This is a genomic window from Williamsia limnetica, assembly GCF_003217475.1.
Classification (GTDB): Bacteria; Actinomycetota; Actinomycetes; order Mycobacteriales; family Mycobacteriaceae; genus Williamsia; species Williamsia limnetica.
Genome location: NZ_QJSP01000023.1, coordinates 1 through 24,121, shown reverse-complemented (window position 1 = coordinate 24,121; position 24,121 = coordinate 1). Strand labels below are relative to the sequence as shown.

The 24,121-nt window shown below is 63.6% G+C and carries 26 protein-coding genes and 2 pseudogenes; 10 read left to right on the top strand and 18 right to left on the bottom strand.

All coding sequences use genetic code 11. The features are described from left to right. Window positions 1–112: 112 nt before the first annotated feature. Window positions 113–1,108: a magnesium transporter CorA family protein gene (locus tag DFR67_RS26915; protein ID WP_245938190.1), complete on the top strand. Its 996-nt coding sequence runs from the start codon at window positions 113–115 to the stop codon at window positions 1,106–1,108. Window positions 1,109–1,118: 10 nt separating this feature from the next. On the opposite strand, the gene DFR67_RS26910 is transcribed toward DFR67_RS26915, so the two are convergent. Then, a complete protein-coding gene (locus tag DFR67_RS26910; protein WP_110472533.1) occupies window positions 1,119–2,168 on the bottom strand; it encodes an isopenicillin N synthase family dioxygenase in 1,050 nt (349 codons plus the stop codon). Between the two features lie 74 nt (window positions 2,169–2,242). Further along, window positions 2,243–3,160 (bottom strand): alpha/beta hydrolase, encoded by a 918-nt coding sequence (locus DFR67_RS26905; RefSeq protein WP_245938189.1) that lies wholly within the window; start codon window positions 3,158–3,160, stop codon window positions 2,243–2,245. Window positions 3,161–3,320: 160 nt separating this feature from the next. On the opposite strand from DFR67_RS26905, the gene phoU reads away from it, so the two are divergent. Continuing rightward, window positions 3,321–4,001, top strand: coding sequence for a phosphate signaling complex protein PhoU (gene phoU, locus DFR67_RS26900; protein ID WP_110472532.1), 681 nt, complete (start codon window positions 3,321–3,323; stop codon window positions 3,999–4,001). Here phoU and DFR67_RS26895 read toward each other — a convergent pair. Then, complete coding sequence (locus DFR67_RS26895) at window positions 3,983–4,693, bottom strand: GAF and ANTAR domain-containing protein (protein ID WP_245938188.1); 711 nt, start codon at window positions 4,691–4,693, stop codon at window positions 3,983–3,985. The genes phoU and DFR67_RS26895 overlap by 19 nt on opposite strands. Before the next feature lie 31 nt (window positions 4,694–4,724). Further along, entirely contained in the window at window positions 4,725–5,159 is a 435-nt protein-coding gene (locus DFR67_RS26890) for an STAS domain-containing protein (RefSeq protein ID WP_110472530.1), read from the bottom strand. 388 nt (window positions 5,160–5,547) lie between these two features. On the opposite strand from DFR67_RS26890, the gene DFR67_RS26885 reads away from it, so the two are divergent. Then, on the top strand, window positions 5,548–5,853 hold the full coding sequence (locus tag DFR67_RS26885) for a DUF3263 domain-containing protein (RefSeq protein ID WP_158540052.1): 306 nt from the start codon (window positions 5,548–5,550) through the stop codon (window positions 5,851–5,853). Between the two features lie 40 nt (window positions 5,854–5,893). Further along, window positions 5,894–6,196, top strand: a pseudogene (locus DFR67_RS26880) (hypothetical protein); the annotation flags it as partial. 67 nt (window positions 6,197–6,263) lie between these two features. Here DFR67_RS26880 and DFR67_RS26875 read toward each other — a convergent pair. The 5 genes from DFR67_RS26875 to DFR67_RS26855 all read right to left on the bottom strand — a co-directional run bounded on the left by DFR67_RS26875 (window position 6,264) and on the right by DFR67_RS26855 (window position 11,970). Further along, window positions 6,264–7,814 carry an MFS transporter gene (locus tag DFR67_RS26875; RefSeq protein WP_110472527.1) on the bottom strand — a complete coding sequence of 517 codons (1,551 nt, stop codon included), beginning with the start codon at window positions 7,812–7,814 and terminating at the stop codon, window positions 6,264–6,266. Next, window positions 7,804–8,385: a TetR/AcrR family transcriptional regulator gene (locus DFR67_RS26870; RefSeq protein ID WP_110472526.1), complete on the bottom strand. Its 582-nt coding sequence runs from the start codon at window positions 8,383–8,385 to the stop codon at window positions 7,804–7,806. Before DFR67_RS26870 ends, DFR67_RS26875 begins: the two co-directional genes overlap by 11 nt. Window positions 8,386–8,458: 73 nt before the next feature. Further along, entirely contained in the window at window positions 8,459–9,427 is a 969-nt protein-coding gene (locus DFR67_RS26865; RefSeq protein ID WP_110472525.1) for a putative antibiotic biosynthesis monooxygenase, read from the bottom strand. 52 nt (window positions 9,428–9,479) lie between these two features. After that, window positions 9,480–10,880 carry a guanine deaminase gene (locus tag DFR67_RS26860; RefSeq protein ID WP_110472524.1) on the bottom strand — a complete coding sequence of 467 codons (1,401 nt, stop codon included), beginning with the start codon at window positions 10,878–10,880 and terminating at the stop codon, window positions 9,480–9,482. 73 nt (window positions 10,881–10,953) lie between these two features. Further along, window positions 10,954–11,970 carry an alpha/beta hydrolase gene (locus DFR67_RS26855; protein WP_110472523.1) on the bottom strand — a complete coding sequence of 339 codons (1,017 nt, stop codon included), beginning with the start codon at window positions 11,968–11,970 and terminating at the stop codon, window positions 10,954–10,956. Between the two features lie 176 nt (window positions 11,971–12,146). Between DFR67_RS26855 and DFR67_RS26850 the strand changes: the two genes are divergently transcribed. Further along, window positions 12,147–13,202: a beta-ketoacyl-ACP synthase 3 gene (locus DFR67_RS26850; RefSeq protein ID WP_110472522.1), complete on the top strand. Its 1,056-nt coding sequence runs from the start codon at window positions 12,147–12,149 to the stop codon at window positions 13,200–13,202. A 70-nt stretch (window positions 13,203–13,272) separates the two neighbouring features. Here DFR67_RS26850 and DFR67_RS26845 read toward each other — a convergent pair whose 3' ends face one another. Next, entirely contained in the window at window positions 13,273–13,647 is a 375-nt protein-coding gene (locus tag DFR67_RS26845; RefSeq protein ID WP_110472580.1) for a DUF5997 family protein, read from the bottom strand. Window positions 13,648–13,688: 41 nt separating this feature from the next. Here DFR67_RS26845 and DFR67_RS26840 point away from each other — a divergent pair, with 41 nt between their 5' ends. Further along, window positions 13,689–14,426, top strand: a complete 738-nt coding sequence (locus tag DFR67_RS26840) for a LysR family substrate-binding domain-containing protein (RefSeq protein WP_110472521.1) — start codon at window positions 13,689–13,691, stop codon at window positions 14,424–14,426. An 84-nt stretch (window positions 14,427–14,510) separates the two neighbouring features. On the opposite strand, the gene DFR67_RS26835 is transcribed toward DFR67_RS26840, so the two are convergent. The 7 genes from DFR67_RS26835 to DFR67_RS26800 all read right to left on the bottom strand — a co-directional run bounded on the left by DFR67_RS26835 (window position 14,511) and on the right by DFR67_RS26800 (window position 20,338). Continuing rightward, window positions 14,511–14,864, bottom strand: coding sequence for a nuclear transport factor 2 family protein (locus tag DFR67_RS26835; RefSeq protein ID WP_110472520.1), 354 nt, complete (start codon window positions 14,862–14,864; stop codon window positions 14,511–14,513). Window positions 14,865–14,938: 74 nt separating this feature from the next. Continuing rightward, the gene (locus DFR67_RS26830) at window positions 14,939–15,454 is read right to left on the bottom strand and encodes a MarR family winged helix-turn-helix transcriptional regulator (protein ID WP_110472579.1); all 516 of its coding nucleotides are present in this window, start codon (window positions 15,452–15,454) and stop codon (window positions 14,939–14,941) included. A 120-nt stretch (window positions 15,455–15,574) separates the two neighbouring features. Then, the gene (locus DFR67_RS26825) at window positions 15,575–15,862 is read right to left on the bottom strand and encodes a hypothetical protein (protein ID WP_110472519.1); all 288 of its coding nucleotides are present in this window, start codon (window positions 15,860–15,862) and stop codon (window positions 15,575–15,577) included. Between the two features lie 216 nt (window positions 15,863–16,078). Continuing rightward, window positions 16,079–16,693, bottom strand: a complete 615-nt coding sequence (locus DFR67_RS26820) for a DUF1361 domain-containing protein (protein ID WP_110472518.1) — start codon at window positions 16,691–16,693, stop codon at window positions 16,079–16,081. 79 nt (window positions 16,694–16,772) lie between these two features. Continuing rightward, entirely contained in the window at window positions 16,773–16,997 is a 225-nt protein-coding gene (locus tag DFR67_RS26815) for a hypothetical protein (RefSeq protein ID WP_110472517.1), read from the bottom strand. Window positions 16,998–17,440: 443 nt separating this feature from the next. Then, entirely contained in the window at window positions 17,441–19,153 is a 1,713-nt protein-coding gene (locus DFR67_RS26805) for a right-handed parallel beta-helix repeat-containing protein (RefSeq protein ID WP_110472515.1), read from the bottom strand. A 12-nt stretch (window positions 19,154–19,165) separates the two neighbouring features. After that, window positions 19,166–20,338 (bottom strand): FG-GAP repeat domain-containing protein, encoded by a 1,173-nt coding sequence (locus DFR67_RS26800; RefSeq protein WP_110472514.1) that lies wholly within the window; start codon window positions 20,336–20,338, stop codon window positions 19,166–19,168. Window positions 20,339–20,654: 316 nt separating this feature from the next. Between DFR67_RS26800 and DFR67_RS26795 the strand changes: the two genes are divergently transcribed. The 4 genes from DFR67_RS26795 (at window position 20,655) to DFR67_RS26775 (ending at window position 23,879) form a co-directional block, all read left to right on the top strand. Next, window positions 20,655–21,338 (top strand): TetR/AcrR family transcriptional regulator, encoded by a 684-nt coding sequence (locus tag DFR67_RS26795; RefSeq protein ID WP_158540051.1) that lies wholly within the window; start codon window positions 20,655–20,657, stop codon window positions 21,336–21,338. A 693-nt stretch (window positions 21,339–22,031) separates the two neighbouring features. After that, complete coding sequence (locus tag DFR67_RS26790) at window positions 22,032–22,310, top strand: hypothetical protein (RefSeq protein ID WP_110472512.1); 279 nt, start codon at window positions 22,032–22,034, stop codon at window positions 22,308–22,310. Between the two features lie 442 nt (window positions 22,311–22,752). Beyond that, the gene (locus tag DFR67_RS26780; protein WP_110472510.1) at window positions 22,753–23,595 is read left to right on the top strand and encodes an alpha/beta fold hydrolase; all 843 of its coding nucleotides are present in this window, start codon (window positions 22,753–22,755) and stop codon (window positions 23,593–23,595) included. Between the two features lie 41 nt (window positions 23,596–23,636). After that, on the top strand, window positions 23,637–23,879 hold the full coding sequence (locus DFR67_RS26775) for a hypothetical protein (RefSeq protein WP_110472509.1): 243 nt from the start codon (window positions 23,637–23,639) through the stop codon (window positions 23,877–23,879). Window positions 23,880–23,980: 101 nt separating this feature from the next. On the opposite strand, the pseudogene DFR67_RS26770 reads toward DFR67_RS26775, so the two are convergent. Further along, a pseudogene (locus DFR67_RS26770) lies at window positions 23,981–24,121 on the bottom strand (IS110 family transposase); the annotation flags it as partial.

Genomic DNA, 24,121 nt, shown 5'->3' with positions numbered 1-24,121 from the left:
CGCCTTGACGTCCCGGTATGGCGAATCTCCATGTCGTCGTAGCTTTCATGGCCTGACGCCATGCGACCACCGACGCAAGACCTGTGGACAGCTCCGATGGCACGATGGGACAGTGACCGAAAACGTGCAGGGCCGCATCTGGCGACATGGTGAATTGCAAGACGGTTTCAACCTCGGCATGGTCTCCGATTGCATCGACGACAAAGACCTCCTGATATGGGCGGACCTGGTCAATCCCAGCCACGAAGCCCTATCGCAACTCGCCACCGAACTCGACCTGAACACGTTTGCGGTAGAGGATGCACTCGCAGCAGCTGAACGGGTGAAGGCGACGTCCTATCCGACCCATAAGTTCATCACGGTGTACGCGGTCGATATGGATCCCGATGCCGGCGAATCACAGCGCGGCGACGCGATCCAGACCCACCGGATCTCCATGTTCATCAAACACAATGCACTGATCACCGTTCGCCTGTCCGACGAGTTCGACATGAACCAGGTGCTCGAGCGCTGGGACCAGATGGGCGGGCAGCAACACGGGGTGGGCGCCCTGACCCACGGGTTGCTCGACGTGGTGGTCGACGGCCATTTCGATGCCGTGCAAAAGCTCGACGACAGTATCGAGGACCTGGAAAACCTGCTCTTCGACGACAGACGCAGGGGCAGTGAACTCCAGCAGCGCACCTATCAACTCCGCAAAGACCTGGTGTCGCTCCGGCGGGTGGTGATGCCGATGCGCGAGGTGGTGTCGATGATTCAGCGCAGCCGACTCGAGAACAAGGCACCCAGCGAGCTCGACCCGAACTTCACCGACCTCTATGACCACGTCCTACGAGCCACCGAATGGACCGAATCGCTACGCGACATGATCACGTCGCTGTTCGAGACGAACCTGTCCCTCCAGGACGCCCGGCTGAACACCGTGATGAAAAAGCTCACCGGCTGGGCGGCGATCATTGCGGTTCCCACGGCCGTCACCGGCTTCTACGGCCAGAATGTCCCGTTTCCGGGGTTCGATCACAGTGGCGGTTTCATCACCAGCTCCATCATCATCGCGCTGACGGTCACCACGCTGTATGTCGTCTTCAAACGTCGAGACTGGCTATGACCGATCGTCGTCACGCGCCGGCTGCCGCGGTCCTCACCCGGTCGGCCTCGCGCTGCGCAGCCGAGTTGGCAACCCCTGCACGGGAGCCCGCGAGCTTTCCGGCGATGTGATCGGCCACCGTCACGGGTGGGTATTTGCTACCGGCCCCCACACACGAGGGCAGCGTAGTGATAATCGCATCGATGTTGCCGTCGTGGAAGTAGGCAGCAGACCTGCGGCGCTTGATGCTCCCGTCGACAATCGGAGGCTTCACCCTGTGCACGGTCGACATCCACCGCTCGTTCGTCCACCGAGCCATCAGATCTCCGAGATTCACCAGCAGCGCCCCATCCACCGGCGATACGTCGTTCCAGCTGCCGTCATGCCCGAGCACCTGCAGGCCGGCGACCTGATCGGCCCAGAGCACCGTGACGATGCCGTAGTCGGTGTGAGGGCCCATGCCGGTCAGCTCGCCGTCGATCTCGATCTCGCCGGGCGGCAAGGCGTAATTGTTCATCCTGAGCACGTCGAGCGAATGGTCGGTGAAGCTCTCGAAGAAGTGGGGGCCTAGCTCGAGTGCATCCGCAAAGATCCGCGTGAGCGTGCGAGCCACCCTGGCTGCCTCCGCGAAGTACGCGGACACTCCTTGCTCGAAGCCAGAAACTTCTGCCGGCCAGAGGTTTTCAGCGTAGTCGTCCGCCGGCAGCGTGTACTCGGGATGGGCTGAGGCCTCGACGCCGACGTTGAATGCCTCGAAGAAATCGTTCATCCGGTTCGCCGATTCGATACCCAGGCTCAGGGACAAAGACTCGGTCTTCGGTGGGGCATACCCCCGGTTGATCCTTGGCGGGGTCCGATAGGCCTTCTTCGTCTCCAGCGGTAGCGCGAAGAAGGCGTCCATGGCTGCAGTGAACCCGTCCAGAACGTCAACGCCGATCCCATGTCCCAGGATCTGGATGAAACCGACGTCGGAGCAAGCAGAATCGATCTTGGCCGCGACCTCCGCGCGGGCCACATCACCACCGTCTCCGACGTAGGGCGAAATGTCCACTATGGGAACGGCGAACGATGAGGTTGGCATATCCGAACTCCTCGCGAGACGCGTGTCGACATCGAGTCAGTTGTGGACGCGTTCCGCTGCAGAGCCACCCTAAGTCACGCAGGCGGCGCTTGCATCTCGACCACAGGGCCGCCGATCACCGAGCGCACCTCGTTTCCGACCGCACGCACGGCGAGGTTCGCGCCCGGGAGCACATTGACCAACTGAAAGAACCCGTGCATCTGGCCGTCGAAGATGGTCATGGTCACCGGAACTCCCGATTCGGCCAGCGCGACGGCGTACGCTTGCCCCTCGTCGCGCAGCACATCGTGCTCGGCAAGGAGCACCAGCGCCCGCGGCGTTCCGGTCGGATCTCCTTGCAACGGTGAGGCATCCGGATTGGCCCTGGTGGCAGGATCGGGCGCGTACTGATCCCAGAACCACATCATCAGGTCGCGGTCCAGCAGTAGTTTGTTCGCCGGATCGAGATAGCTTGCGGTGTCGAAGTGATGGTCGGTCACCGGGTAGCAGAGAACCTGCAGGACCATCGCGGGTCCGCCTTCGGCGACAGCGCGTTGGGCGACCACGGCTGCGAGGTTGCCACCCGCGCTGTCGCCCGCAACGATCAAGGGTTCCGTCGGCCAACTCGCCGCAGTCCAATTGGTGACATCCCAGGCGTCACGGACGGCTGTGGGATAGACGTGCTCCGGAGCAAGGCGATAATCCGGCAGCACCACTACGCAATTGGTTTCGGCAGCGAGCGTTCTGGCCAGGGTGTCGTAATGCGCGATCGAACCGATGACCCACCCTCCGCCGTGAAAGTAGACGATGACGCCGCGGCTGTTCTCGGACGGGCTGAATACATGTACGGGAATCCGATACCCGTCGTCGGCGGCGATGGTGTCCTCTCGCACAGCGTGCAGATCGGGACCACCGCCGCTCAGAGCGGCCAGCGCGCCGCCCACGGCGCGGGCCTGCACCGGGGAGAGCTGATGGATGGGCGGGCCGGCATCCTTGGCCAACTCGGCCAGCACGCCATGGTCGCGTCGTCGAGTGCCATCGCTCGACGATACCCACAGCAGGTGTAGAACGCCGCTGTCCTGGGTAAACCCGCAGTGACCAGTAGCGGATGCACATCGAAGGAGCAGCCTTGACCACGTCTTCCACCGGCACGAAGCGGCGCGGCTGAGCGCGATGAGGACTGCCTACTACGCGCAGATGTCGGAGCTGAACGCTCTTCTCGCGCGTATGTGCGAACTCTCCGGGACAGCGATGGAACGCTCCACGGAGGCGCTGCTCACCGCGAATCTGGCTGTCGCCGAGCACGTCATCAGCGATCACGAACACATCAGGGCCATGTCTGCGATGGCTGAAGAACGGGCGTTCGGGCTGCTGGCCCGCCAGGCACCCGTCGCCGGCGATCTTCGGTCCATCGTGACGACATTTCAAGTGGTGGCAGACATCGACCGGATGGGCGCCCTCGCCCTGCACGTGGCCAAGGTCGCGCGCCGCAGGCATCCGATGCGCGCGCTGCCTCCGGAGGTCGAGTCGTCGTTCGCCGACATGGGCGCGGTGGCGGTCACCATGGCCCGCACCGCGGGTGCAGCCCTGGCGAGCCAGAACGTGGATGACGCGCGTCGGCTTCAGGTGGATGACGATCGTATGGACGAGCTGCACCAGCACCTGTTCACGGTGCTGACCGACCGGACGTGGCACCACGGGATCGGCGCCGGAGTCGATGTGACGCTACTGGGCCGCTATTACGAACGGTTCGCTGATCACGCGGTCCTCATCGGCCGCCGCGTGGTGTTCCAGGCGACCGGCCTTCCACCGGACCGCACTGCTGATTCCCCGCCTCAATCGCTCTCTGGGTGATCTCGTGCCACGAGTTGTAGGGCCAGCTCTTTGACCGGGGTGTTGGACTCCTGCGACAGCTTTCGCAGCAGTTCGAACGCAGCGATGCTGTCGATGTCGAAACGTTCCATGATCATGCCCTTTGCCTGCCCGATCACATCACGGCTGGCGAGTGCGCTGTTGAAGTTCTCCTTCTCGCGTGCGCGTTGCAGGACCAGCGCAGCATGCGTCGCGTAGACCCTGCCGACCTCTTCGGCCTCGGCGGAGAACGCATTGTCGTGTTCAGAGAAGAGATTCAGAGCCCCGAGGGTGCTGTCGCTGCTGTAGAGCTCGAAACTCATGCTCGACCGCACTGACGTCCGGGCAACGGTCTCGGCAACAAACGCAGGCCAGCGCGGCTCGTCGGTGAAGTCGTTGAGTCGCACGATGTCGTGTTCCCACGCCGCCTCCAGGCACGGGCCCTCGCCGACACGCGTCTGTATGGCATCGAGTTGCTCGACGACAGGATCTGTGACGGCCACCGATTCTGTCGTCTTCTTGCGTTTGTCGACCATGAGGATGCCCGCGAACTGGGCGCCGTCGACATAATCGACGGCTCCCGCGGTGATCGATGCGAGGGTCGCGTCCAGATCACTGCTCTTCAACGAATCATGCATCTCACGAACAAGATTCGCGATGGTCAGATGAATGCCATTGCTGCTGCCTTCAATCACACCGTCGCCTTTCGCCGTCCTGATAGAGCCTTTATGCGGTGGCGCGGCCCTCATGCTCCGGCAGTTCCGGAGCGGTCATCTCGGCCAGTGCCGCGTCCATCGTCGCGTACAACGCCAAGCTGCGGTCCAGACCGACCAATTTGATCGGTCGCGACGTCGACGGGCCATCGGCCACGACTGCGAACCGCCGTGCCTTGCCGACCGCGTCCTGCGCCTGCACGAGCGCGGACATACCGACGGAGGACAGGAAATCGGTGTAGGTGAGATCGATGATCAAACCCGCAGGTTGCGCCGACAGCGCATCCTCAACCGATGTCGTCAGTTGCGGGACGGTCAGCAGATCGATACTGCCGCACACCGTGAGGACGGAGATGTCCCCATGACCCACCGTTGCGATGGTCAGGCCGTCGCCGGAGAGATCTGCGGTATCGGTGACCGGACTTGGTTTTCCTGTATTCGGCGCCATAAAAGACCCCTCACTTCGTCGGTGCAAAAGCACTTCAGCAACACTGTGCCAGCGCGCGGGCGCGGCTTCGTCTAAACCGACTCCTCCATACTGTCACACGGCTATGACAAGCGACACCGAAGAGCGCGGCGAACCGGCCCCATCCGGCGACCCGAACTGTGCCGATGTGTGCGAAGACCTTGAACCGCGGTGATAACTCACTTAACCTCTTTGGTACGTGTTCTCGGCGAGTTCACCTCACCGCAAGCGCGCGTTCGCTCAAGCAACGAGCACCCAATCCTTGACTGCCGCACGGCTTCTGTGTCGGTTGGTCGTTCGTATGCGACCAGCCGGCCCCCAGATACCGCGGGATGTTCGCGGCACAACCGGGTCACCCCGAGGAGTCGCCATGTCCGATGGCTACACACCATCTGCCGGTCAGCGAAGTAACGACGATCTGCCGGCCGAGGCGGTGCGCATGCTGGACTTCGCCCGTCGCTGGGCACCGTTCGGTGGCGCAGACGCAGAAGACATCTTCATGGGCTTCGGCATCTCGTCGCGACGGTTCTTCCTGCGGATCCAGCGCCTGATCACCCAGCACCCCGCCGCGGTGCCGAATCCGGCGGTCCGGGACGAGCTCGCCGCGGTCTGCGCGGACCGACTGGACCACCCGGACCCAACCGGCCGTCCGGCGCCACAGGCGTTCGTCACCTGAGAGTTGTTTCGGGCGCATTCTGTTCGGGCACGCTGCGACAATGAGTATCGAAGACGGCCCCGGTGACACCTTGAACCCGAGTGAGAGCCTCGACCCCGACGAACGGCTCGTCGGAGCGGACGATGACGTGCCAGATCCGCCGGAGGACTGGAGTGAGGCCGACAGCTTCGGCACGACACCGCGCGAAGAACGCGAAGGCGAGTCACTCGATGCCAAAGTCGCCGAGGAAGAGCCCGAAATACCCCTGGAGGACCAGCCCGAGGTGCCTGTCGCTGTCGCGCCCGACGACGAACTGTCCGAAGAACTCGTCGACCGGGTCGTCGACGATCCCGGACCTGACGTCGACTGACCTCTCGCCGGCGCGTTGAGCTCGCCGGTGCGATGACGACCTCGGCGGCAGACCTCGGTCGTCAGTGCACCGCGCGGGCGTCGCGTGGCGTCAACAGCCAGACTCCCACAGCACTGATCGTTAGCAGGACTCCGCCTGCCAGCCCGAACGCAGTGAACGAGTCGGTGAACGAGACACGAGCGAGTACGGCCAAGGGATCTCCTGCGGGTCCGGCGAGGGCGGCAACCTCTAGGGCTCCGGCCAGTGATTCTCGTGCTGCGGCGACTGCCTCCGTGGGCAGCCCGGCGGCAGCCAGATCGGCGGCAGGTAGCTCACTGCGATAGGCGGCCGCGGCGACACTGCCGAGTATCGCAACACCCAGTGCACTGCCCAGCTCGAAGCTGGACTCGTCGACGGCGGCGGCACTGCCCGACTTCTCCGGCGGTGCGCCATTCATGATCGCTGCCGACGCAACGGCGAGCGCGCCCATCCCCAGTCCGACTGCCGAGAGCGCCGCCGCGACCCACAGGTAGGTCAACGGCGCGGGTGCCGCGAACAGCAGGAAGAAGCCGCCGGCGCTGCTCAACAAGCCGAGAGCCAGCACCGACCGCACGCCGATGCGCGCGGCGAGCGGTGGAGCGAGCAGCGAGCCGACCAGTCCGAACCCGGCGGCCGGCAGCAAAGCCACGCCGGCGATCAGAGGCGAGTACCCCTGCACCAATTGCAGCCACTGGGCGCCAAGCAGCATCATCGCGGCCAATCCGATGCTGGTGGTCAGCGCGGTCACGGTGCCGGCAGTGAAGGTCCGGCCCCGGAAGAGTCGAACCTCGAGCAGCGGATCCTCTCGCCGCAGGCAGTGCCAGATGAACCAGGTGATGAGGACAACCGCTGCCACCAGCGTCAATACCGCGGTCGTAGATATCCCGTGCTTTCCGAACTCCTTGATGGAGTACATCAGTGCGACCATCCCCGCGATGGAGGTGATCGTCCCCACCGCGTCCAGTCGTGGTGGCCTGGCAGAACGGCTGTTCGGCAACAAGAACACTGCGGCGACGATGGCCACGACCATCACCGGGACGTTCACCAGAAACGCGGAGTGCCAGCTGAACGCCTCGAGCAGAGCACCTCCGACAATGGGCCCCAGCGCTGCACCCACGGCGGCCATGGCGCCCCAGACGCCGAGCGCGGTGGCCCTCTCCCGCGGATCCGGAAACAGATGCCTGATCAGCGACAACGTCGACGGCATGATCATCGCTCCGCCCACGCCGAGCAAGACGCGAACGGCGATGACCTGACCGGAAGTGTCCGCGAACACCACCGCCGCCGAGGCGACGCCGAACACCACGAACCCCGCGATCAGCATGCTGCGTCTGCCCCACCGATCGCCGAGCGAACTGGTCGTGACCAGCAGACCCGCGACGACGAGGGCATACACGTCCACGATCCAGAGCAACTCGGTACTGCTCGGCCGCAGGTCGGCTGCCATCGAGGGCAACGCCACGTTCAGGATCGTCATGTCCATGACGACCATCAGCAGGCTGCCGGCGAGCACCGCGAGTCCTGCCCAGCGCCGCGGATCAGCTTCGAGCTCTGACTCGTCCACGGCCTCCCGGCCACCGATGTCACTGCTCATGTGAACGCGCTCCTTGGAGAAAGGTGGTGATGACGAGGTCGTCGATACCGCGCAAGGCCACATCACCTGCACGGATGGCCTCGCGCGCGGCGATCAGCACGCCGTACGCGCTGTGGGCATGCCAGCGCGGCGGCACATCGCGGCGCAGCAACCCGACGTCTTGCGCACGGGCGAAGAAGGCGGCTTCGATGTCGATGAGTTTCTCGGTGCGCGAGGCCATCGACGGGATCTGCTCGACGATGGTGTCGGTGAGGAGAAACGCGAACGTGTGCCCGTCTGTGACGTACCGGCGCAGCAACGCGACCATCATCGACTCGACAGCGTCGCGACTGCGGGCCGCCGACCCTTGCCACCGATCCGCGCCGACGATTCCTGCTTCTTCTTGGGCCTGTGCCCAGGCCGTGAGTCCCCGTTCGGCGAGCTCCTCGATCAACTTGCCGCGAGAGGCGAAGTGTCGGTGCAGGGTGGCCCGAGACATACCCATTGCCTCTGCGAGTTCGGCCATGGATGACGCCGGGTTCTGATTGAGCTGCACCAACGCTGCGTCGAGTACGTCGTCGCGACCATTCATGCGACAGGCATGTTTCGTTTGAGACTCACTTGTCTCAAGTTAGACGACCATGCCTCAATGGGCAAGGCCTGGCTCAGGCGTAGTCCCAGAACTGCAGCCATCGCACGGAGGCGAAAATCGCCAGCGTGACGGCATAGAGGACTACGACGACCACGGCACCGACGATCGACACCTTCACCGAGGAGCCGCGTTCTGGATCGAGCCAGAACGAGAAGATCGACGTGGCCGCCGGCATCAACACATACGTCAGCAGTGACACCGACAAAATCTGACTCATCCACATCGACAACCAGGGCTCGGCGCCCCAGTCGTCGAAGGACGGTCCGATGAAGCGGGACAGGATCATCACGGTCGGGTAGAGCACCAGCAGCACCATCATCCCGACCTTCCATTCGGGCGTGGATGCGGATTTTCCGTCGGTGACCCGAACAATCGAGCCAAAGCTGTTGGTCTCGAACGGCTCCGAGAACTCCTGCTCGAGGTTGGGGCGCAACTCACCGAGCACTTCCGCGCGATCCGGTGATTCGCGCCAGCCGGCCAACAATCTGTCGTTGCGGAACTTGACGACCGCGGTCCACTCTTCGACACCGGGTTCGGCCAGGCGCGGACCGACGAGAACGGAGTACTCGAAACCTGGTGTCCCTGCACTGAGGTCCATCAGCTTGCGCTGGGACTCGGTGAAGCCGGCGAGATTCGCCGGCTCCACTCGGTGCACGAAGATTCCCACCCCGCTCGGCGGTTCTGAGCCTTCCACGGTCACGAGGTCACTGAACTCACGTCGAACACCTTGGCGGGCTCCCGACGCGAGGAGCGCAGACCAGGCCGGCGAATCGAGCCAGTTCTGCAACGCATCCTCGCCGTCGAACGTGAGCGAGACCGCCTGCTGCCGGTGCTCGGCAGCCGCGACGTGCAGGTGACCGGGCGCAGCCGCCGCCGTCGTCTGAACCTCCTCCACCCACGCAGCGAAGTCGGCCTGCGGTGCAGGATGAAAGGCAACCAGAACAGTTGCCTCGTCATGCCTTTCGGACTTCGCGGTCACCATGGTCGAGCCCTGTTTTGTCGCGGCACCACTGGTCGAGCTTCGTCTCCGGCGTTCAGTCCTCGATCTTGCGGCCCTGGACGTACACCGAGGTGATGGCGTCCTCACGCAACTGCATGAGCAGCGCGAACAGGATCTGATCACGGGCCATGTCCGCATCGTCGGCGCGGGCGCCATGGGTGACGGCGTTGTTCAATGCCGGCCACTGCTCGGGATCGATCACGATGAAATCGGCTTCCTTGCCGGTATCGAAGTTGCCGAAGCGGTTTTCCTGATCAAGGGCGCGGGCGCCGGCGAGGGTGGAGACGAACAGCATCTCCGCCGGATGCATCGACACCCCGGCGTCGCCGGGCTCGGTGATGTGCTGCTTGAACGCATCATTTGCGACCCGCGAGATGAGCCACTCGTCGCCGCCGCCGTGATCGGTACCCAGCGAGATGTTGACGCCCGACGCCACGGTTCGCAGCCACGGCATGGTGCCCGAACCGAGGAACAGCTGAGAGACCGGGCAGTGCGAGATCGAGGTGCCCGTCTCGGCCATGCGGGCGAGTTCGCCGTCCTGGCAGTGCACGGAATGCGCCATGATCGTGCGCGGCCCGAGCAGGGATTCACCACCGACCTTGGAGCCGGGCAAGAACTTGCCGTCGTAGGTGTCGAGGTACGAATTGACCTGGTAGTCGGCCTTGGTCGCATCGACCTCGCCGGTACCGGGACGGTTGTTCTCATTGAGGTGCGTGTGGACGTACACGCCTTTGGACCGCAGATCCTTGTACAACTCACCCAGGGCCACGAACGTTGTCGGTGTGACCGACAGCGAGAAACGCGGCACCAACGCGACGTGCAGCAGCGCTGTGCCGACGTCGCCGGTGTCGGCGGCATGCCACTTGTCCACCTCCGCAGCGGTCAGCTCGATGGCCTTCTCTTCGCTCGTGATCAACGGGTCAGCTGAACCCGGCCCGCGCGTCTGGATACCGCGTCCGCTGACGAGCCGCAGCCCGCGTCGCTTGGTCTCCTCGAACAGCGCGTCCTGCGCATGCGGGAACGCCGATCCGAAGACCATCGCGGCGGTCGTCCCGGCCCGTACCCGCTGATTGGTGAACTCCACCGCAGCCATCGACCCGAAATCCGGGTCACCGAACTTCGACTCGGACGGGAAGATGCAGCGCTCCAACCATTCCAGTAGCTGGCCACCACCGTAGGAGTCGCCTGCGTAGGTCTGAGGGAAGTGGATGTGGGTGTCGACGAACCCGGGGAGGATGAACCCAGGGCGATAGTCGACGACCGAGGAGTGCTCGTGTTCGGTTGGGAGTTGGGAGAACTCACCACACCAGGCGACCACGCCGTTCTCGTCGACCACAAGTGCGCCGTCCTCGACGAAAACGAGCGCCTCGTGGGCCGCGGTCACTTTCGGTGAGCCGGAAATATGGAAAATCTGACCGCGGTAGACATGTTTCACGCAATAACTTAATCACCCCGCCGCGATTCATGTGCAGTGAATCGCATGAAGAACGGATCGGCGCGGTGCGGTGTCAGGCGGAGACGCCCATCGAGGCAGCAAGCGTGGGCCACGCCTTGCGCATGTCCTGTTCCCAGTACGACCACGAATGGCTGCCCGGCTCCTCGAGATCAGTGACTGCGGGAATGCCCAATTCCGTCAACCGGGCCGCTATCTGACGGGTGCACAGCCCCGTCGCAACCTCGATCCCGCCGCCCAGGACGATCTGGTCGGCGAGGTCGTAGGGCTGGTCACCGTTGAGCCGCACGTTGTCGTTGTTGTCGAACTTGCCGGGCAGACCCGTACGACTGGAAAGATAAATCGTCTTGCCGCGCAATTTGTCTGCGTTCAAGTACATGTCGTGCTCTGCCCACAGTGGATTGTCGCGCTCGCCCCACATGTTCGCCAGCTTGCCCTTGCCGCGGGTCTCCACCACCAGTTTCATGTACTGATACCCGATCTCGTCGGTGGTGCGAGCGCATCCGCTGAACGATGCGACCCCTTGGTACAGGTCACCGCTCGCTGCGGCGAGAAAGAGCGACGACGAGGCGCTCATGGACATACCCATGATCGAGTTCACACCGGAGGTGCCGAGTTCGGCGTCGATCACCGGAGGCAGTTCTTCGGTCAGGAACGTCTCCCACTTGTTGCGGCCCAATTCGGGGTCGTCGGCGATCCAGTCCGCGTAGTAGCTGAAGTTGCCGCCACGCGGCGAGACGACGTTGACCTGCTTGTCGGCGAAGAAGTCGACGATATCGGTGGCTTCGAACCAACCGGAGTCCTTGAGAATTCCTTGGCCGGCGCCGTTCAACGCATACAGCGTCGGGGCCGGAACGCTGCGGTCCGCGGGTACCAGAACGTCGAGCGCCTCCACCGAATCCATGGCGGGCGAGTACACGTTGATCACCCAGTGCTGGTCGGTCAGCTTGTCGATGCTGGTGACGTGCGCGGTGTCGGGGTCGGCGGTCGCGACTCCGACGCCGTAGGTGGTGGTGATCAGTCCGAGCAGGGTGACCAAGGTCAACACTCGAAGAGTCCTGGTGATGCGCATCGAGAGGGTACTGCCTTCCGCGTGAGTCCTGGCAGCGCCTGGGCACTGCGGCTCCCCCCGCCAGAGCAATCTAGTCGACGCCCGCACCGCCCGCTTGCCGGGCCTGACAAGGTCACAGGCGTAACGTCCGGGGCTGATGAATTCCCGGGGATCAGATCGGAAGGTCGGTTACAACCATGAACATTGCGACAACGGCGGGACACCAGAACGTCTCCATGCTGGGTATCGGCGCCTATCGACCACAACGCGTCGTCAGCAACGCCGAGGTGTGCGAGGTACTCGACTCTTCCGACGAATGGATCTTCGAGCGCAGCGGGATCCGTAGCCGTCGCTGGATCAGCGGCGACGAGACAGCGCGTTCGATGGCGGTGGCGGCCGGCGAGCGGGCCATCAAGAACAGCGGCATCGATCGTGAACGGATCGGTGCCATCATCCTCGCCACCGGTAGCTGGAAGACCAAGATCCCGCACGGCGGACCCGTGGTCGCCTTGGACCTCGGGATCAACGGGATCCCCGCGTTCGACGTGGCATCGGGCTGCGGCGGCTTCGGATATGGCCTCGGGTTGGCGACCGACATGATCCGCGCAGGCTCGGCCGAGTACGTCTTGGTCGTCGGGGTCGAGACGATGTCGGTGGTGATGGAGCCGACCGACCGCAACACCGCCTTCATCTTCGGCGACGGCGCGGGCGCCGTGGTCGTCGGCCCCAGCGAGGAGAACGGTATCTCCCCGACCGTCTGGGGCAGCGACGGCGAGAACAGTGACGCGATTTCCCAGAACTACGACATCCCGCAGTACATGGACCGCGCCGAGGCCTTTCAGAGCAAAGACCCCGAGAGCGAACCCGTCGGACGCATGGTGGTGGAGATGCAGGGCACCCGCGTGTTCCGCTGGGCCGCAATCACTTTGCCGAAGGCGTTGTCAAGCGTCATCGAACGCTCCGGGGTGTCCAAAGACGATATCGAGGTGTTCATCCCCCACCAGGCCAATGCCCGCATCAACACTCTGATGAAGGCCAATCTCGGCCTGGCCGAGGATGTTCCGGTCGCCAACGACATCGAGACCACCGGCAACACGTCGGCCGCTTCCATTCCGTTGGCCATCGAGGAGATGCTGGTCTCGGGTAAGGCCAAGGGCGGGCAGACCGCGCTACTGCTCGGTTTCGGCGCGGGACTGAGCTACGCCGGCCAGGTTGTCACGCTTCCGCCTGCACCCGTCGAAGCCAGCTTCTAGTCCCGATTTTGGTGGGTTCTGGCGAGCATTCGCCCAGGTCGGCGTCGCCAGAATCCACCACTTCGGGCGCTTATCGTCGCTTGCGTGAACGTGGCCGGTCGGCAGGAGGTGCCGACTTCGCGGCGGCCGCTTCGGTGCGAACCTCGACCTGCGTGGCGCGCTCGGCTTCGAGCCAGTCGGGCATCTCGGACAGGAGTGCGTTGATCTGCTCGGTGGTGAGCGCCTCGGTGATCCCGTGACGCACCAGCGCGCCCTTCGAGATGCCGAGTTTCATCGCCACCAGGTTCTTCGGGTGGGGTCCGTTGATGCGCAGATCACGCAGCCAACTCGGCGGATCCGCTTGCATGGCTTCGAGTTCGGCACGGGTGATGACGCCCTCCTGGAACTCGGCGGGCGTCGCCGGCAGGTACACGTCCAACTTCTTGGCGGCGGTGGCCGGCTTCATCGACTGCGAACTCATACACCGAGACTATCGGCCGGTAGCCTGTGGACGTGACCGCGCCTGACAATGCCTCCTCGTTTCGGCTGGCGTTTGTGCCCGGCGTGACACCCAGCAAGTGGGTACGGACCTGGAGCGAACGCCTCCCGAAGGTACGGCTTGAACTCGTCCCGATCGATGTCGCGGCCTGCGCCGATGCCCTGCGCGACGGACGGGTACAGATGGCGATCACCCGGCTGCCTGACGCGGTGAGTCACCGCGACCCGGGGCCGCACCACACCATCGAACTCTATGAGGAAACGACGGTCGTGGTCGTGCCGAAAGACCACGTCATCACCGCGGTCGACGAAATCGGGCTTGCCGATCTGGCGGACGAACAACTCCTGTGGCCACTCGACATCCCGCTGGTGGTCGGGCAGAAGCCGGGAACCGCCGTGGAACATCGACCGGAAACAACCACCGATGCAATCGAACTCGTCGCAGCGGGTACCGGCCTCCTGCTGGTCCCCCAGTCACTGGCCCGACTGCACCATCGCAAAGATCTTGCCTATTGCCCGGTGACCGATGCACCGACCGGATCGGTGGGCCTACTGTGGCCGGCCCCGACCTCTGAGCTCGCCGACGAATTCATCGGGATCGTGCGCGGACGTAAGGCGACGTCATCGCGGGGTCAGTCCGAACCTGCCCCAAAACGGTCGGCCAAAGAGAAGGCAGCCGCCAAGCGCGCATCCAGAGAAGCCGCTGGAAAGACCCCCGGCAAGGGTCCACGCAAGCCAAGACGGTAACCCCCGCCCTCCGATAATGGGTCGTTCTGGCGAGCAAAAGGCCAGGTGGGCACCGCCACAACGACCCAATTCCGGGCATTCGGGCTACTTCAGCAGTGTGTGCACCGAGACGATCTGGCCGTCCTTGACGATCGCGATGTCGATGCCGCTCGCGACCGGAGGCTCTCCCTCGGGCCCGAACGTCCACGCAAGGTGACCGAGATCCTGCGTCTGTAGCACTGGTCCATCCGTGGAGAAGACGAAACCTGGTGCGCCGTCGAGTAGTTCTTTCGCCTTCGCGGTCAGCGCCTCGCGTCCCGTGGCCACGCCCTCGGGGTCGGCGAAAGTGACATCCTCAGAGTAGATTTCGACAGCTTTCGCCTCGCGTTTGCTGTCATCTCTTTCCCCGAACACCTTGAGCAGGTTGGCTTCCATCAGTTCGGCGATCGTGTACGGCACGAGGTCTCCTCCGGTATTACGTGACAAGTCACCTAAATGTGCCCGCGCCGACTGCACCTGTCAACCGCTCCCGATCACGGGTGATCCACAGGCCTCGGCAGAGTGCCATTCTCGATCACCGTGTCGTATATCTTTTCCATTGTGTCACTGAGCCTTTCGAGTTCATCTGTGTCCATATCCTCGAAGAACAATGAGCGGACCAATCCGACGTGGCCTGGCGATGCATCCCGCAGCGCCCTCCAACCCTGTTCCGTCAGCGACACCTCGGTGACCCGTCGGTCTTGCTCCGATCTACTCATCTCGACGAGGCCACGAGCGGCCATCCTTTTCGCGTGATGGGACGTCCGGCTGCGCTCCCAACCGATCCGCGTCGATAAGGCGGAAACGCTCATCCGGCCACCGGCATCGCTGGTCAGCGCGACCAGGACGTCGAAATCGGCGAGTGAGATCCCACTGTCGGCCTGCAATTGCCGGTTCATCTCGTAGCGCAGTCTGAGCTGGAGCTTCATATACGCGAACCAGGCCCTCTTCTCCGGTGAGGAGAGCAGCGCAAACGGCGACTCCGGCGGGACGTCGAACTCAGATGACATGTCACGCATCTTCCCAGATAGTGGGTCCTCCGGCGAACAAAACACCAGGTGAAGGCCGCCGAAACAACCGCCTTCGGAGTTGAAAGCATCCAGCAGATGGCTGGTGTCGCGCCTGCGGAACTATGGCTCGCGGGGGGCCTTGACCCCGATGACCATCGCAATCGCGATGACTCCAACCAGTTCGGCCCGATACATCACGGGGATCAGGGGAGCGAGTAGTCCGCCCACGGGCCATAGCACCCACCCGAGCGTCATCTCGCGATCACCCTGGAAGCCGTCGACAAGGGCGAACGCGCCGTCGACGAACGACAGGGCCCAGCCAACACACATCAACAACGAAATCAGAGCCAGCGCGCCGACACGCCACCGCGGAGCGACTTTGGCCAACTCCCACAACGCTCTACCCATACGCACACCTTAGCTGACTCAAACTTATGGTTCGCTAGGGTGTATCTTCGCGGTCGGGACTCTTCCCATCGCTCGCAATCTTAGCGCCGTCACCGGCCCACGCTTAGCAGGAAGAAGTACTTTTAACGCATTGAGGCACCTGCTCGCCACTTAGCCTTTGCTACGCACTTTCGCCAAAAGACGAAGCCCGCTTGCACGCCGCGGCAAGCGGCGGTGTCATACCTGCCGACATCGATGGTCTCGATACGACCGGAACGAGCAAACCGCGGTCATGAGCATCGTCCTTCTCACTGTCGCCCTGGCATACCTCGTGCTCGGAACATTCATTCCCGGTCTGGTGCGAGCACCGTTTGATCCGGCTCGGTAGCCTCGACCGTGCTCAGCGCCCACACCGTCACGTAGGCGAGCCCGAAGAAAGCCAACTACTGCCCACCCCGCGACGGATCCAGCTTCCCGGTTTGTTCGGCGGTGGACCAGCAGCATCGACACGACACCGAGCATGATTCCGGTCCAGGCCGCGAAGCCGTATTGCAGGACGTGGCGCCACAATTCGTACCCCTCTCGCAAATGGACAAGATCGGTGATCAGGTACGGCGCGTTCGGCAAGAACGCCAGCCACCCAACGCCCAGGACTGCGAGCAACCACCGGCTACGAACAATGCTGAACCCAAGCGCGAACAGCAACGGGATCCAGGCGAGAAAAAGGTTCCAAATCAGAAACTTCGACGGGTAGTTGCTCGGATCATGCGGGTCCGTAATGCCCAGGGCCACAGTGAGACCTGTTGTAGCCAACAACGCCAGAATCAACACTGTCACGTGAATACTCGGCATGTCTACTGCGATCGCCGCTCGGCCGCGACCACGCGGGGCATCATTCAACGTGAAGGCTTCCTGGCCGGGGCGGCGACGATCAACCATCCTCGTTCACTTTGTCCTCGCTTGCGGCCCGGATCTCGGTGAGCAACCGGGCCACTTCCTCGTCGGCGGCGCTCTCCCCGCGGACCACCCACAGGGCCGCAGCAATGTCATCCTCGGACAGCTCGGTGCCGGTCTCCATCACCTCGCCGGCATTCACTCCGGCCACGATGCGCCGCTCTCGCGGAGTGAGCGGTTCGCCAGCTGCTGCCGATCCCATCAGACCTTTCCCTGACACCTATGACTGTCACGCTCCGAGCCACTCGGAAAGTGCACAGGTTTCACCACAGACACTATTCGGTGACTACGACTCAACTCCCGCTGCTGCGACCTACCGCAAGGAGCCTTGAGTTGTTCGCCCGTACTCGGCGACCCGCGAACACTCTTCGTTGGAGAACAACAGCTCGGTCGAACACTCCGTCTCACCCCGGTGTTCAGTGCCCTGGGCGACGACGTTCCGCAGGTCGTCCGCTGTCTGCTTGGCCAGCTCTCTGCCGCCGGACCGACGAACCACGTATAGGGTCCCCCGGCACGATCGGTATCGACGACCCTCACGATGTACACGCTGCTGCAGTAGATACCGGCGCTCGCGCAGGGATACACCCCGTCACTTGCGACGAGACTTTTGCTCGCCGAGCGCGTCTTGGTACCCAGACAGTCCCGTTAGCAGTCCGGTCGAGGCGAGGTCGGCAGTGCGGGCGCCGCGTTCGGGACGGTGACCGCTGGTGGCAGGGCTGCAGTGCCCCACCAGTTGTGGCGCGCCGTGACCGGTATTGGGGACAGGTCGGCGGGCCCACGCAAGCCTGGTGTGAAGCAGTTGCCGCCGGCGCTGCCCAGCGGGCCGCCACCGAAGTCGAGGGTGGCCTCGCCGATCGTTCCGTGGTTGGCGGTCGCGATCGGCGCTTGGGTGGTGTTGATGACGGTGGTGTTCTCGAGTCGGCCCTGCAGGGCGGTCAGTGCGCCCACGTTGATGATGTTGATGCCGTGTGCGGCGGTGCCGTCGATGACGCTGTTGCGGACGTCGAAACTCATCCGCGCCGTCGATGGCTCCGGTCCTTCGGGGACGTAGCTGATCACCCCGAGCCCATCAGCCGAGCATCCCCGCAGGGTCGTGTTCCGCACGATGAGGTCAGTGGTGGCGCCGCGGCCGAAACCGGTTGCCACCAAGCATGTCCCGAGGTTCGCCGGCACGACTGGGTTGAGGACCGCGCCAGGGAATTCTGAGTGGGCGCCGGTGACGTGGTCGAGGGTGAGGCTATGGCGGGCGGCGTCGGGACTGAGGTTGTAGCTTTCGATGACGTCCCCGGTGACGTCGGTGAAGGTGCTGTTGGTGACCGTGACGTCGCTGGTCGGCGACCCTGTGGTGGTGACGTACTCCAAACCGTTCGCTGAGAAATTACCGTCCCCGCGAGCGAACGTGTTGTCATGCACGTCAACACTTATGTGCGAGTCACCGAGAGGGTTGATGAACACCCCTTCGCTGTCTGCGAGCTTGTTGAGCGGGCTGCGCGCCGGGTCGGCGATGTCTCGCTGGGTATTGCCGCGCAGGGTCGCGGTCAGCGACGAGGTGTCGTTGCTCTGCAATCCCATTGCCAGCACCGACAATTTCGCCAGTCCGACATTGATATTCGACAGATCGTTGCCCGTGAGATCGGCGGTGACAGTGGCGGTACCGAAGGTACGTACATCGATCCCGTCACCGCAGGCCGTGTCGTGAACACTGTTGTCCTCGACGGTCACAGCACCGGCGGCGCGGTGGTAATCGAGCATGACCGCTGCCCACCCGTTGTTGAGGACGACAAAGTTCGGGAGCTTGGGGATCGCCTCCCGGAGCGCGATGGAGGCAGGGATCTGGAACGGGCCGATGATGAATCCGTCGTGGCAGAGCCGGTTGCTGCCGGAGATGTCGTTGCCCGCGATGGTGACGCCGGTGGCATCGTTGCCGTAGATCGCCGATCGGTTGGTGCCTTCTATGACCAGGTTGCGGACCTCGGTACCGGGGGCAAGAGTGACCGCGTCCCCGGTGGAGCCGAGTAGCGCAGTGTTGGTCAGCCGCGGCCGCGGGCTATTCGGATCGGCGCCGACGACCGGAGCCCCGCCACCGATCAACCGCTGCCCCTGCTTCAACAGGATCCCGCCATCGAGAGGTGACCGTGCGGGATCGACCACAATCGTGTCGTCTGGCCCCGATGCTTTCTGGACTGCGGCGAGCGAGGCGAACGGGCTGCGCTCCGAACCGTCGCCGCCACCGCTCGCCCCGGCACGCACATGCCAGGTGGTGGGCTCCGCGCCCTGGGGCGCTGCTACAGCTGACGTCGGGACAGCCAGTGCTGCAACGATTGTCACGACGGCGGCTGCAAGAATGTTCGTTCTCATTGCTCGCCTGTCCTACTTCTTGGTGGTGTTGAGGTAGACGGACATGACCGCGACGCTGGGGGCGGCGATGTCGAGGCGTCCGTCGCGGTTGAAGTCGGCCAGCACCGGTGTTTGGGCGAGCGGCGGTCCGGGCAGTTCGGCGACTTGCTTGGGCTGATCGGTGCCATTGCCCAGGTAGATCCGCATGGGGCTCAGCAGCTCGAGAACGCGGCTGGCCACAAAGTCCTCGCGGCCGTCGCCGTTGAGGTCGCCGGCGGCACCGGCGACCGGGCCCACGCCGAGGTATCGGTTGCTCGAGGGCAGCAATCCTGTGCTGAAGCCGCCTTTGCCGTCGGCGAGCGCGCTGGTCAGCGAGAAGCTGAATGACCCGAGGGACAGCATGTCGTCGTAGGGGTCGTCGTTGAGTTTGACGGCCGTGACGTCTTCGGGGATCAGCCCGGTCAGCAACACCGTCCCGGACACGGTGAACCGGCCGTCGCCTTGGCCTTTGAGTGCGATGACCGTTCCCAGCGCCGAATCGAGGACGTAGAAGTCCTGGTTGGCATCACCGTCGAAATCAGCGGGTGTGGTAGTTCCGATTACGGTCGACGGCATGGGGCTGATCGGGCCGCCGTAGAAGTGCCCGCGCCCGTCGTTGAGTAACGTCCGCATGGAGAAGTAGCCCGCCGAGACCACGTCGAGGTCGCCGTCGTTGTCGACGTCGGACAGCACACCTTGCACCTGTCCAGCCGTGAGCAGTGGGTACAGATCCGGCGGGCCGAAGGTGCCATCCCCGTGGCCGAACTGCACAAAGATGTTGAACGGTCCCGTGGCCATGATGTCTTGATTGCCGTCACCGTTGAGATCGCCGGCCGCCACCGCCGCCGCGCTCGGGGCACCCACGATAATCCGCGGCAACCCGAACCGCCCCTGGCCGTCGTTGACGAACAGGTTCAGACCGATATCAACACCGAAATCCCGGGCCTCCAACAGATCCGGTGCCCCGTCGTTGGTGAAATCCGCAGCGATCGTATTGACCGCCGCGAAACCCGGCCCCGCAATATCGAGACCAGGAATGATCTGCGGCGCGGCAAACGTCGGCGTCACAGAAGACGGTGTGTCGGCAGAGACCGCGGCTGGCAGCGCCGACAGAGCCAGGGCGGAAGCAAGCAAGACGGTTGCGGAGCGAGTGGCAGTGCGATGCATCGGTAAATCCCCCTAGAACGACGTCCCGCAGACTCCCCTGGGTCGCGCCGTCAGATTCGTGACATTGACCACGAGACAAGTACGTGGTGGTACGTGACTCTAACCTAGGCACGCATCTATGCCAATAGGCACCGCGTCTACGCACTACAAAAGCGGTATCACGTGACTTTGCGCCTTCCGACGCACCCGAACGCGCAGGACACCGCCGTGCGGTCTGCGCCGTCGCTATATGACCGCGACGGCGGCCAGCGCTTACGCTTGGCGTTCGGGGGGCGAGTGTCCTATCACCGAGCTACGGCAGCGAAAGGTGGGTCCGGTGAGTGTCACAGCAAGCGGTACTGATGCCATTCCCTGCGTGGTGGACGGGGTCTTCTTCACCCGACCGCCGCGTCTGCCACGCGGTCCGCACCGCCTCGCGCGGGCGGCGATCACACTGGCCCAGCGGGAGCGGTTTTTGATCGCGTTCACCGAATTACTCGCCGCACGCGGTTATTACAACGTCACTATCAGCGACATCGCGACGCGGTCGGGCACCTCCAAGACCGCCTTCTACGGGTGCTTTCCCTCCCTGGAAGAGTGCGCGGAGGCAGCATACGACCGTTTCGTGGAGGTGCTGTTGCACGGGATGTCCGGCTACAGCGACACCCCTATCGGAGAGCGTGGCGTCGAAGTCACCATCATGTCGTACCTGTCCATGCTCGAGCGTGACCTTGTTGTGGCCCGGGCCTTTCAACTGGAACTCAACAACGAAGGCCGGCTCGGACGGACAAAACGCCGAACAGCCCTGGTCAAGTTCGCTGAACTCGTCCGCGCCGAACACCAAGGAATGGCCCGCCGCGATGACACCATGGCCAGCACCCTGCCCCTCGATGCCTACCTCGCCATCGTCTACGCCGTCCGCCAATTCGCCTCCGACGCCCTCGACGAGACTGCCCATCCCGACCTCTCCGGCATAGCGAGCCGATTGGGACCATGGATCACAGCTTCACTGCGCGGCTAACTGCCCACTCCCTCGAAGCGCGAGCCCTCGAATAGGTGCACGCCGACTGTAACAATCCGAACACCCCGCTCGGACATAGTCTTTGGGCTTTATTGTGGGCAATCCGGCAGGCACGCCCTACGCAACGAATCTGCATGCTCACCGCGCACGCGTAGCTTCCCGCCGTTCCTACGGCGCACAGATAGATTCATAGGCTCACAGAGCCTTCCTCTTGCGCTGCGCCGCGAGCAATGCCATAGTCGTCACAAAGTGATGACAGAATCCGTTAAAGAAGTATCGGCGTCCGGTGAGGGTGAAACGCAGGAACCGCGCTACCGCCGGTGTCAGAATCATGGCTGGCTCTGGCGATCCTCGCGTCGACATCGACCCTGACACTTCGCAGCGAGAACCGCGTAACCGAGTGATACACGATCACCCTTCGTTGAAAAGTGATAACGCAGTCCGCCCGGCACCCGGTAGGTCAGCGGGTCGAGCCCGTCCCCACCGTTCAGCAGCAAGGAACAGTACGCATGACCGGGATCATCGCGGTCGCTGCGATAGCGGTGTGCACGTCGGTGCCGGTGGGATCCTCACCGGGCCGGCGATCTCCTACACCGAGGCCGACGAACCCCGCGGGCGGACGTGTCTCATCACCTTGCGGTGAGATCGACGCCGAGCAACCGCTCTCGTACGACGCCAATCAGCGAGGAAACCATGAAACGAAAGCCGACAGCAGCGGCACCCGATCCTGTACGTGAGCTCCCGGATCCGCAGTCCTTCGCGGTCGGCGACCGAGTCACCATTACCGTCGGCGACCATGCCGTTGCGGTCGGCGTGATTGTTGATGATTACGGCACTATCCCCGACATCTCGATCGACCTCGGCGACGGTGACCATTTGCGCCCTCGGCGCTTTGCCATTCACCTCGAGGACGGCTCCCTGATATTCCGGGATCCATCAGGCCTGGCCGCCGAAGAGGCCGGGCAGCGGTGACGCCGTCACCGCGCGGGGATCGCTTAACCGATGCCCAGCGCCCGCTCCATACACCCAGGATCTGTGCGTGCTGACGTTCATGGTGAGTCTGGATCTGACCGCGCCGACTGTCCACTACGAACCGCTACACACCTACCTACGCTCTCACACGAATTGGTGCCGCCCACTAAGCCATACGTGGGTCATCGCTACCACACTGCAGCACAACGAAATAATGGCCGGAATTGCTGCCCTGATAGCCGAGGGCGACAAAGTCCTGATCATGGCGACCAGCTCACCCACGGCCCTGCTGCACCCGGACGCTGAGTCACTCACGGACTGGATCACCACCCGCCTGTACCCACGCGCCGCTGTCACCGAGACAGACCGAGTGCATTCGATTTCTCACTTTCCACTGCGTCGCATCGACTCTCACCACAACCCATCTAATTGAGGAGCCACCATGGACACAACGAACAACACATACGCGTTGGCACACACGATCCGAGGTGAGGGACCTACTCTGGTGCTACTCCACGGGCTGGTGCACCGGCAACACGCTTGGGACAGCGTCATCGACGAACTTGCACGCCACCGCCGCGTCATCACCGTTGACCTCCCCGGACACGGCGCATCCCCAGATCTGCCCCTGCACACCATCGATCTGGGCCCGTGGATTCTCGACAAACTCGAAGAGTTCCTTACACAGATCGCCCAGCCAGGAGAACTGCCGCACGTCGCCGGCAACTCCCTCGGCGGCTACTTCGCACTCGAACTCGCCGCCCGCGGCACAGTAGCCTCCGCCACCGCACTCTCGCCCGCCGGATTCTTCCGCGGCGCATGGGACCAACATCGGGCACTGCTGACCTTCCGGGCGCTCCGCGCAGCATCGCGCCTCATTCAGCCTGCAGCCCCGGCCATCATGCGCTCCACGATCGGGCGCACACTGGCCAATGGTGTCTTCTATGCCCGCCCATGGCGGGTACCTGCCGCGACAGCGACCATCGATGCCCAGAGCATCGTCCACAACACCGCCATCGACGCTGCCGGTCACTCCGCGCCGCACTTCACCGCACCCCCCGATAACACCGTCCCTATCACTGTCGCATGGGGACGCCGAGACCTCGTACTCCCGGTCTACCAAGCGAAACTGGTCACCCAGACGTTCCCACACGCACAGGTCAGCACCCACCCCAGACTCGGGCACGTACCCATGACCGACAACCCCGAACTCATCACAGCGATCCTGCTCGCCGGATCCAAAGGCCCAGCCCAAGTCCATCCACACACAGCTCTCGGCGCCTGACAACGACCGCCCGACAAGGAAACGAAAGGAACGCTTCTTCAATGCGCAAACTCATCGCTTCAGCCGCCCTCAGCTGTGCCGTAGCCGCAGGAATCATCGCCGGCGCCCCACTGGCAGCCGCCAGCCCTCCCGGACCAAGCCCGGCCTGCACCCTCTCGGGCTATTACCCCCTGATCGCCGGCTACTACCAGATCGATCCGTCGGGCCACTCCACAGATCCCACTCTCGTCGCTATCCGCAGCGGTATCGACACCCTCGGCAAGACCTTCTGCAACGTCCGATAGTAGGTACTTGATGGAGCTGGCCACCGACCTCGCCAGCTCCATCAAACCTAGAAAATCTAGCCTGGATGAAATACCCGCGGGGGGTGTCCCTATGGGTTTAGTCAAGCGGCAGCTGTTGCCGGTTGCCGGTAAGGCTCGTTGTTCTTGATCATGGCGTAGAGAACGTCGCAACGGCGTCTGGCCAGGCAGATCAGCGCGGCGTTGTGCTTCTTTCCTTCGGCCCGTTTGCGGTCGTAGTAGGT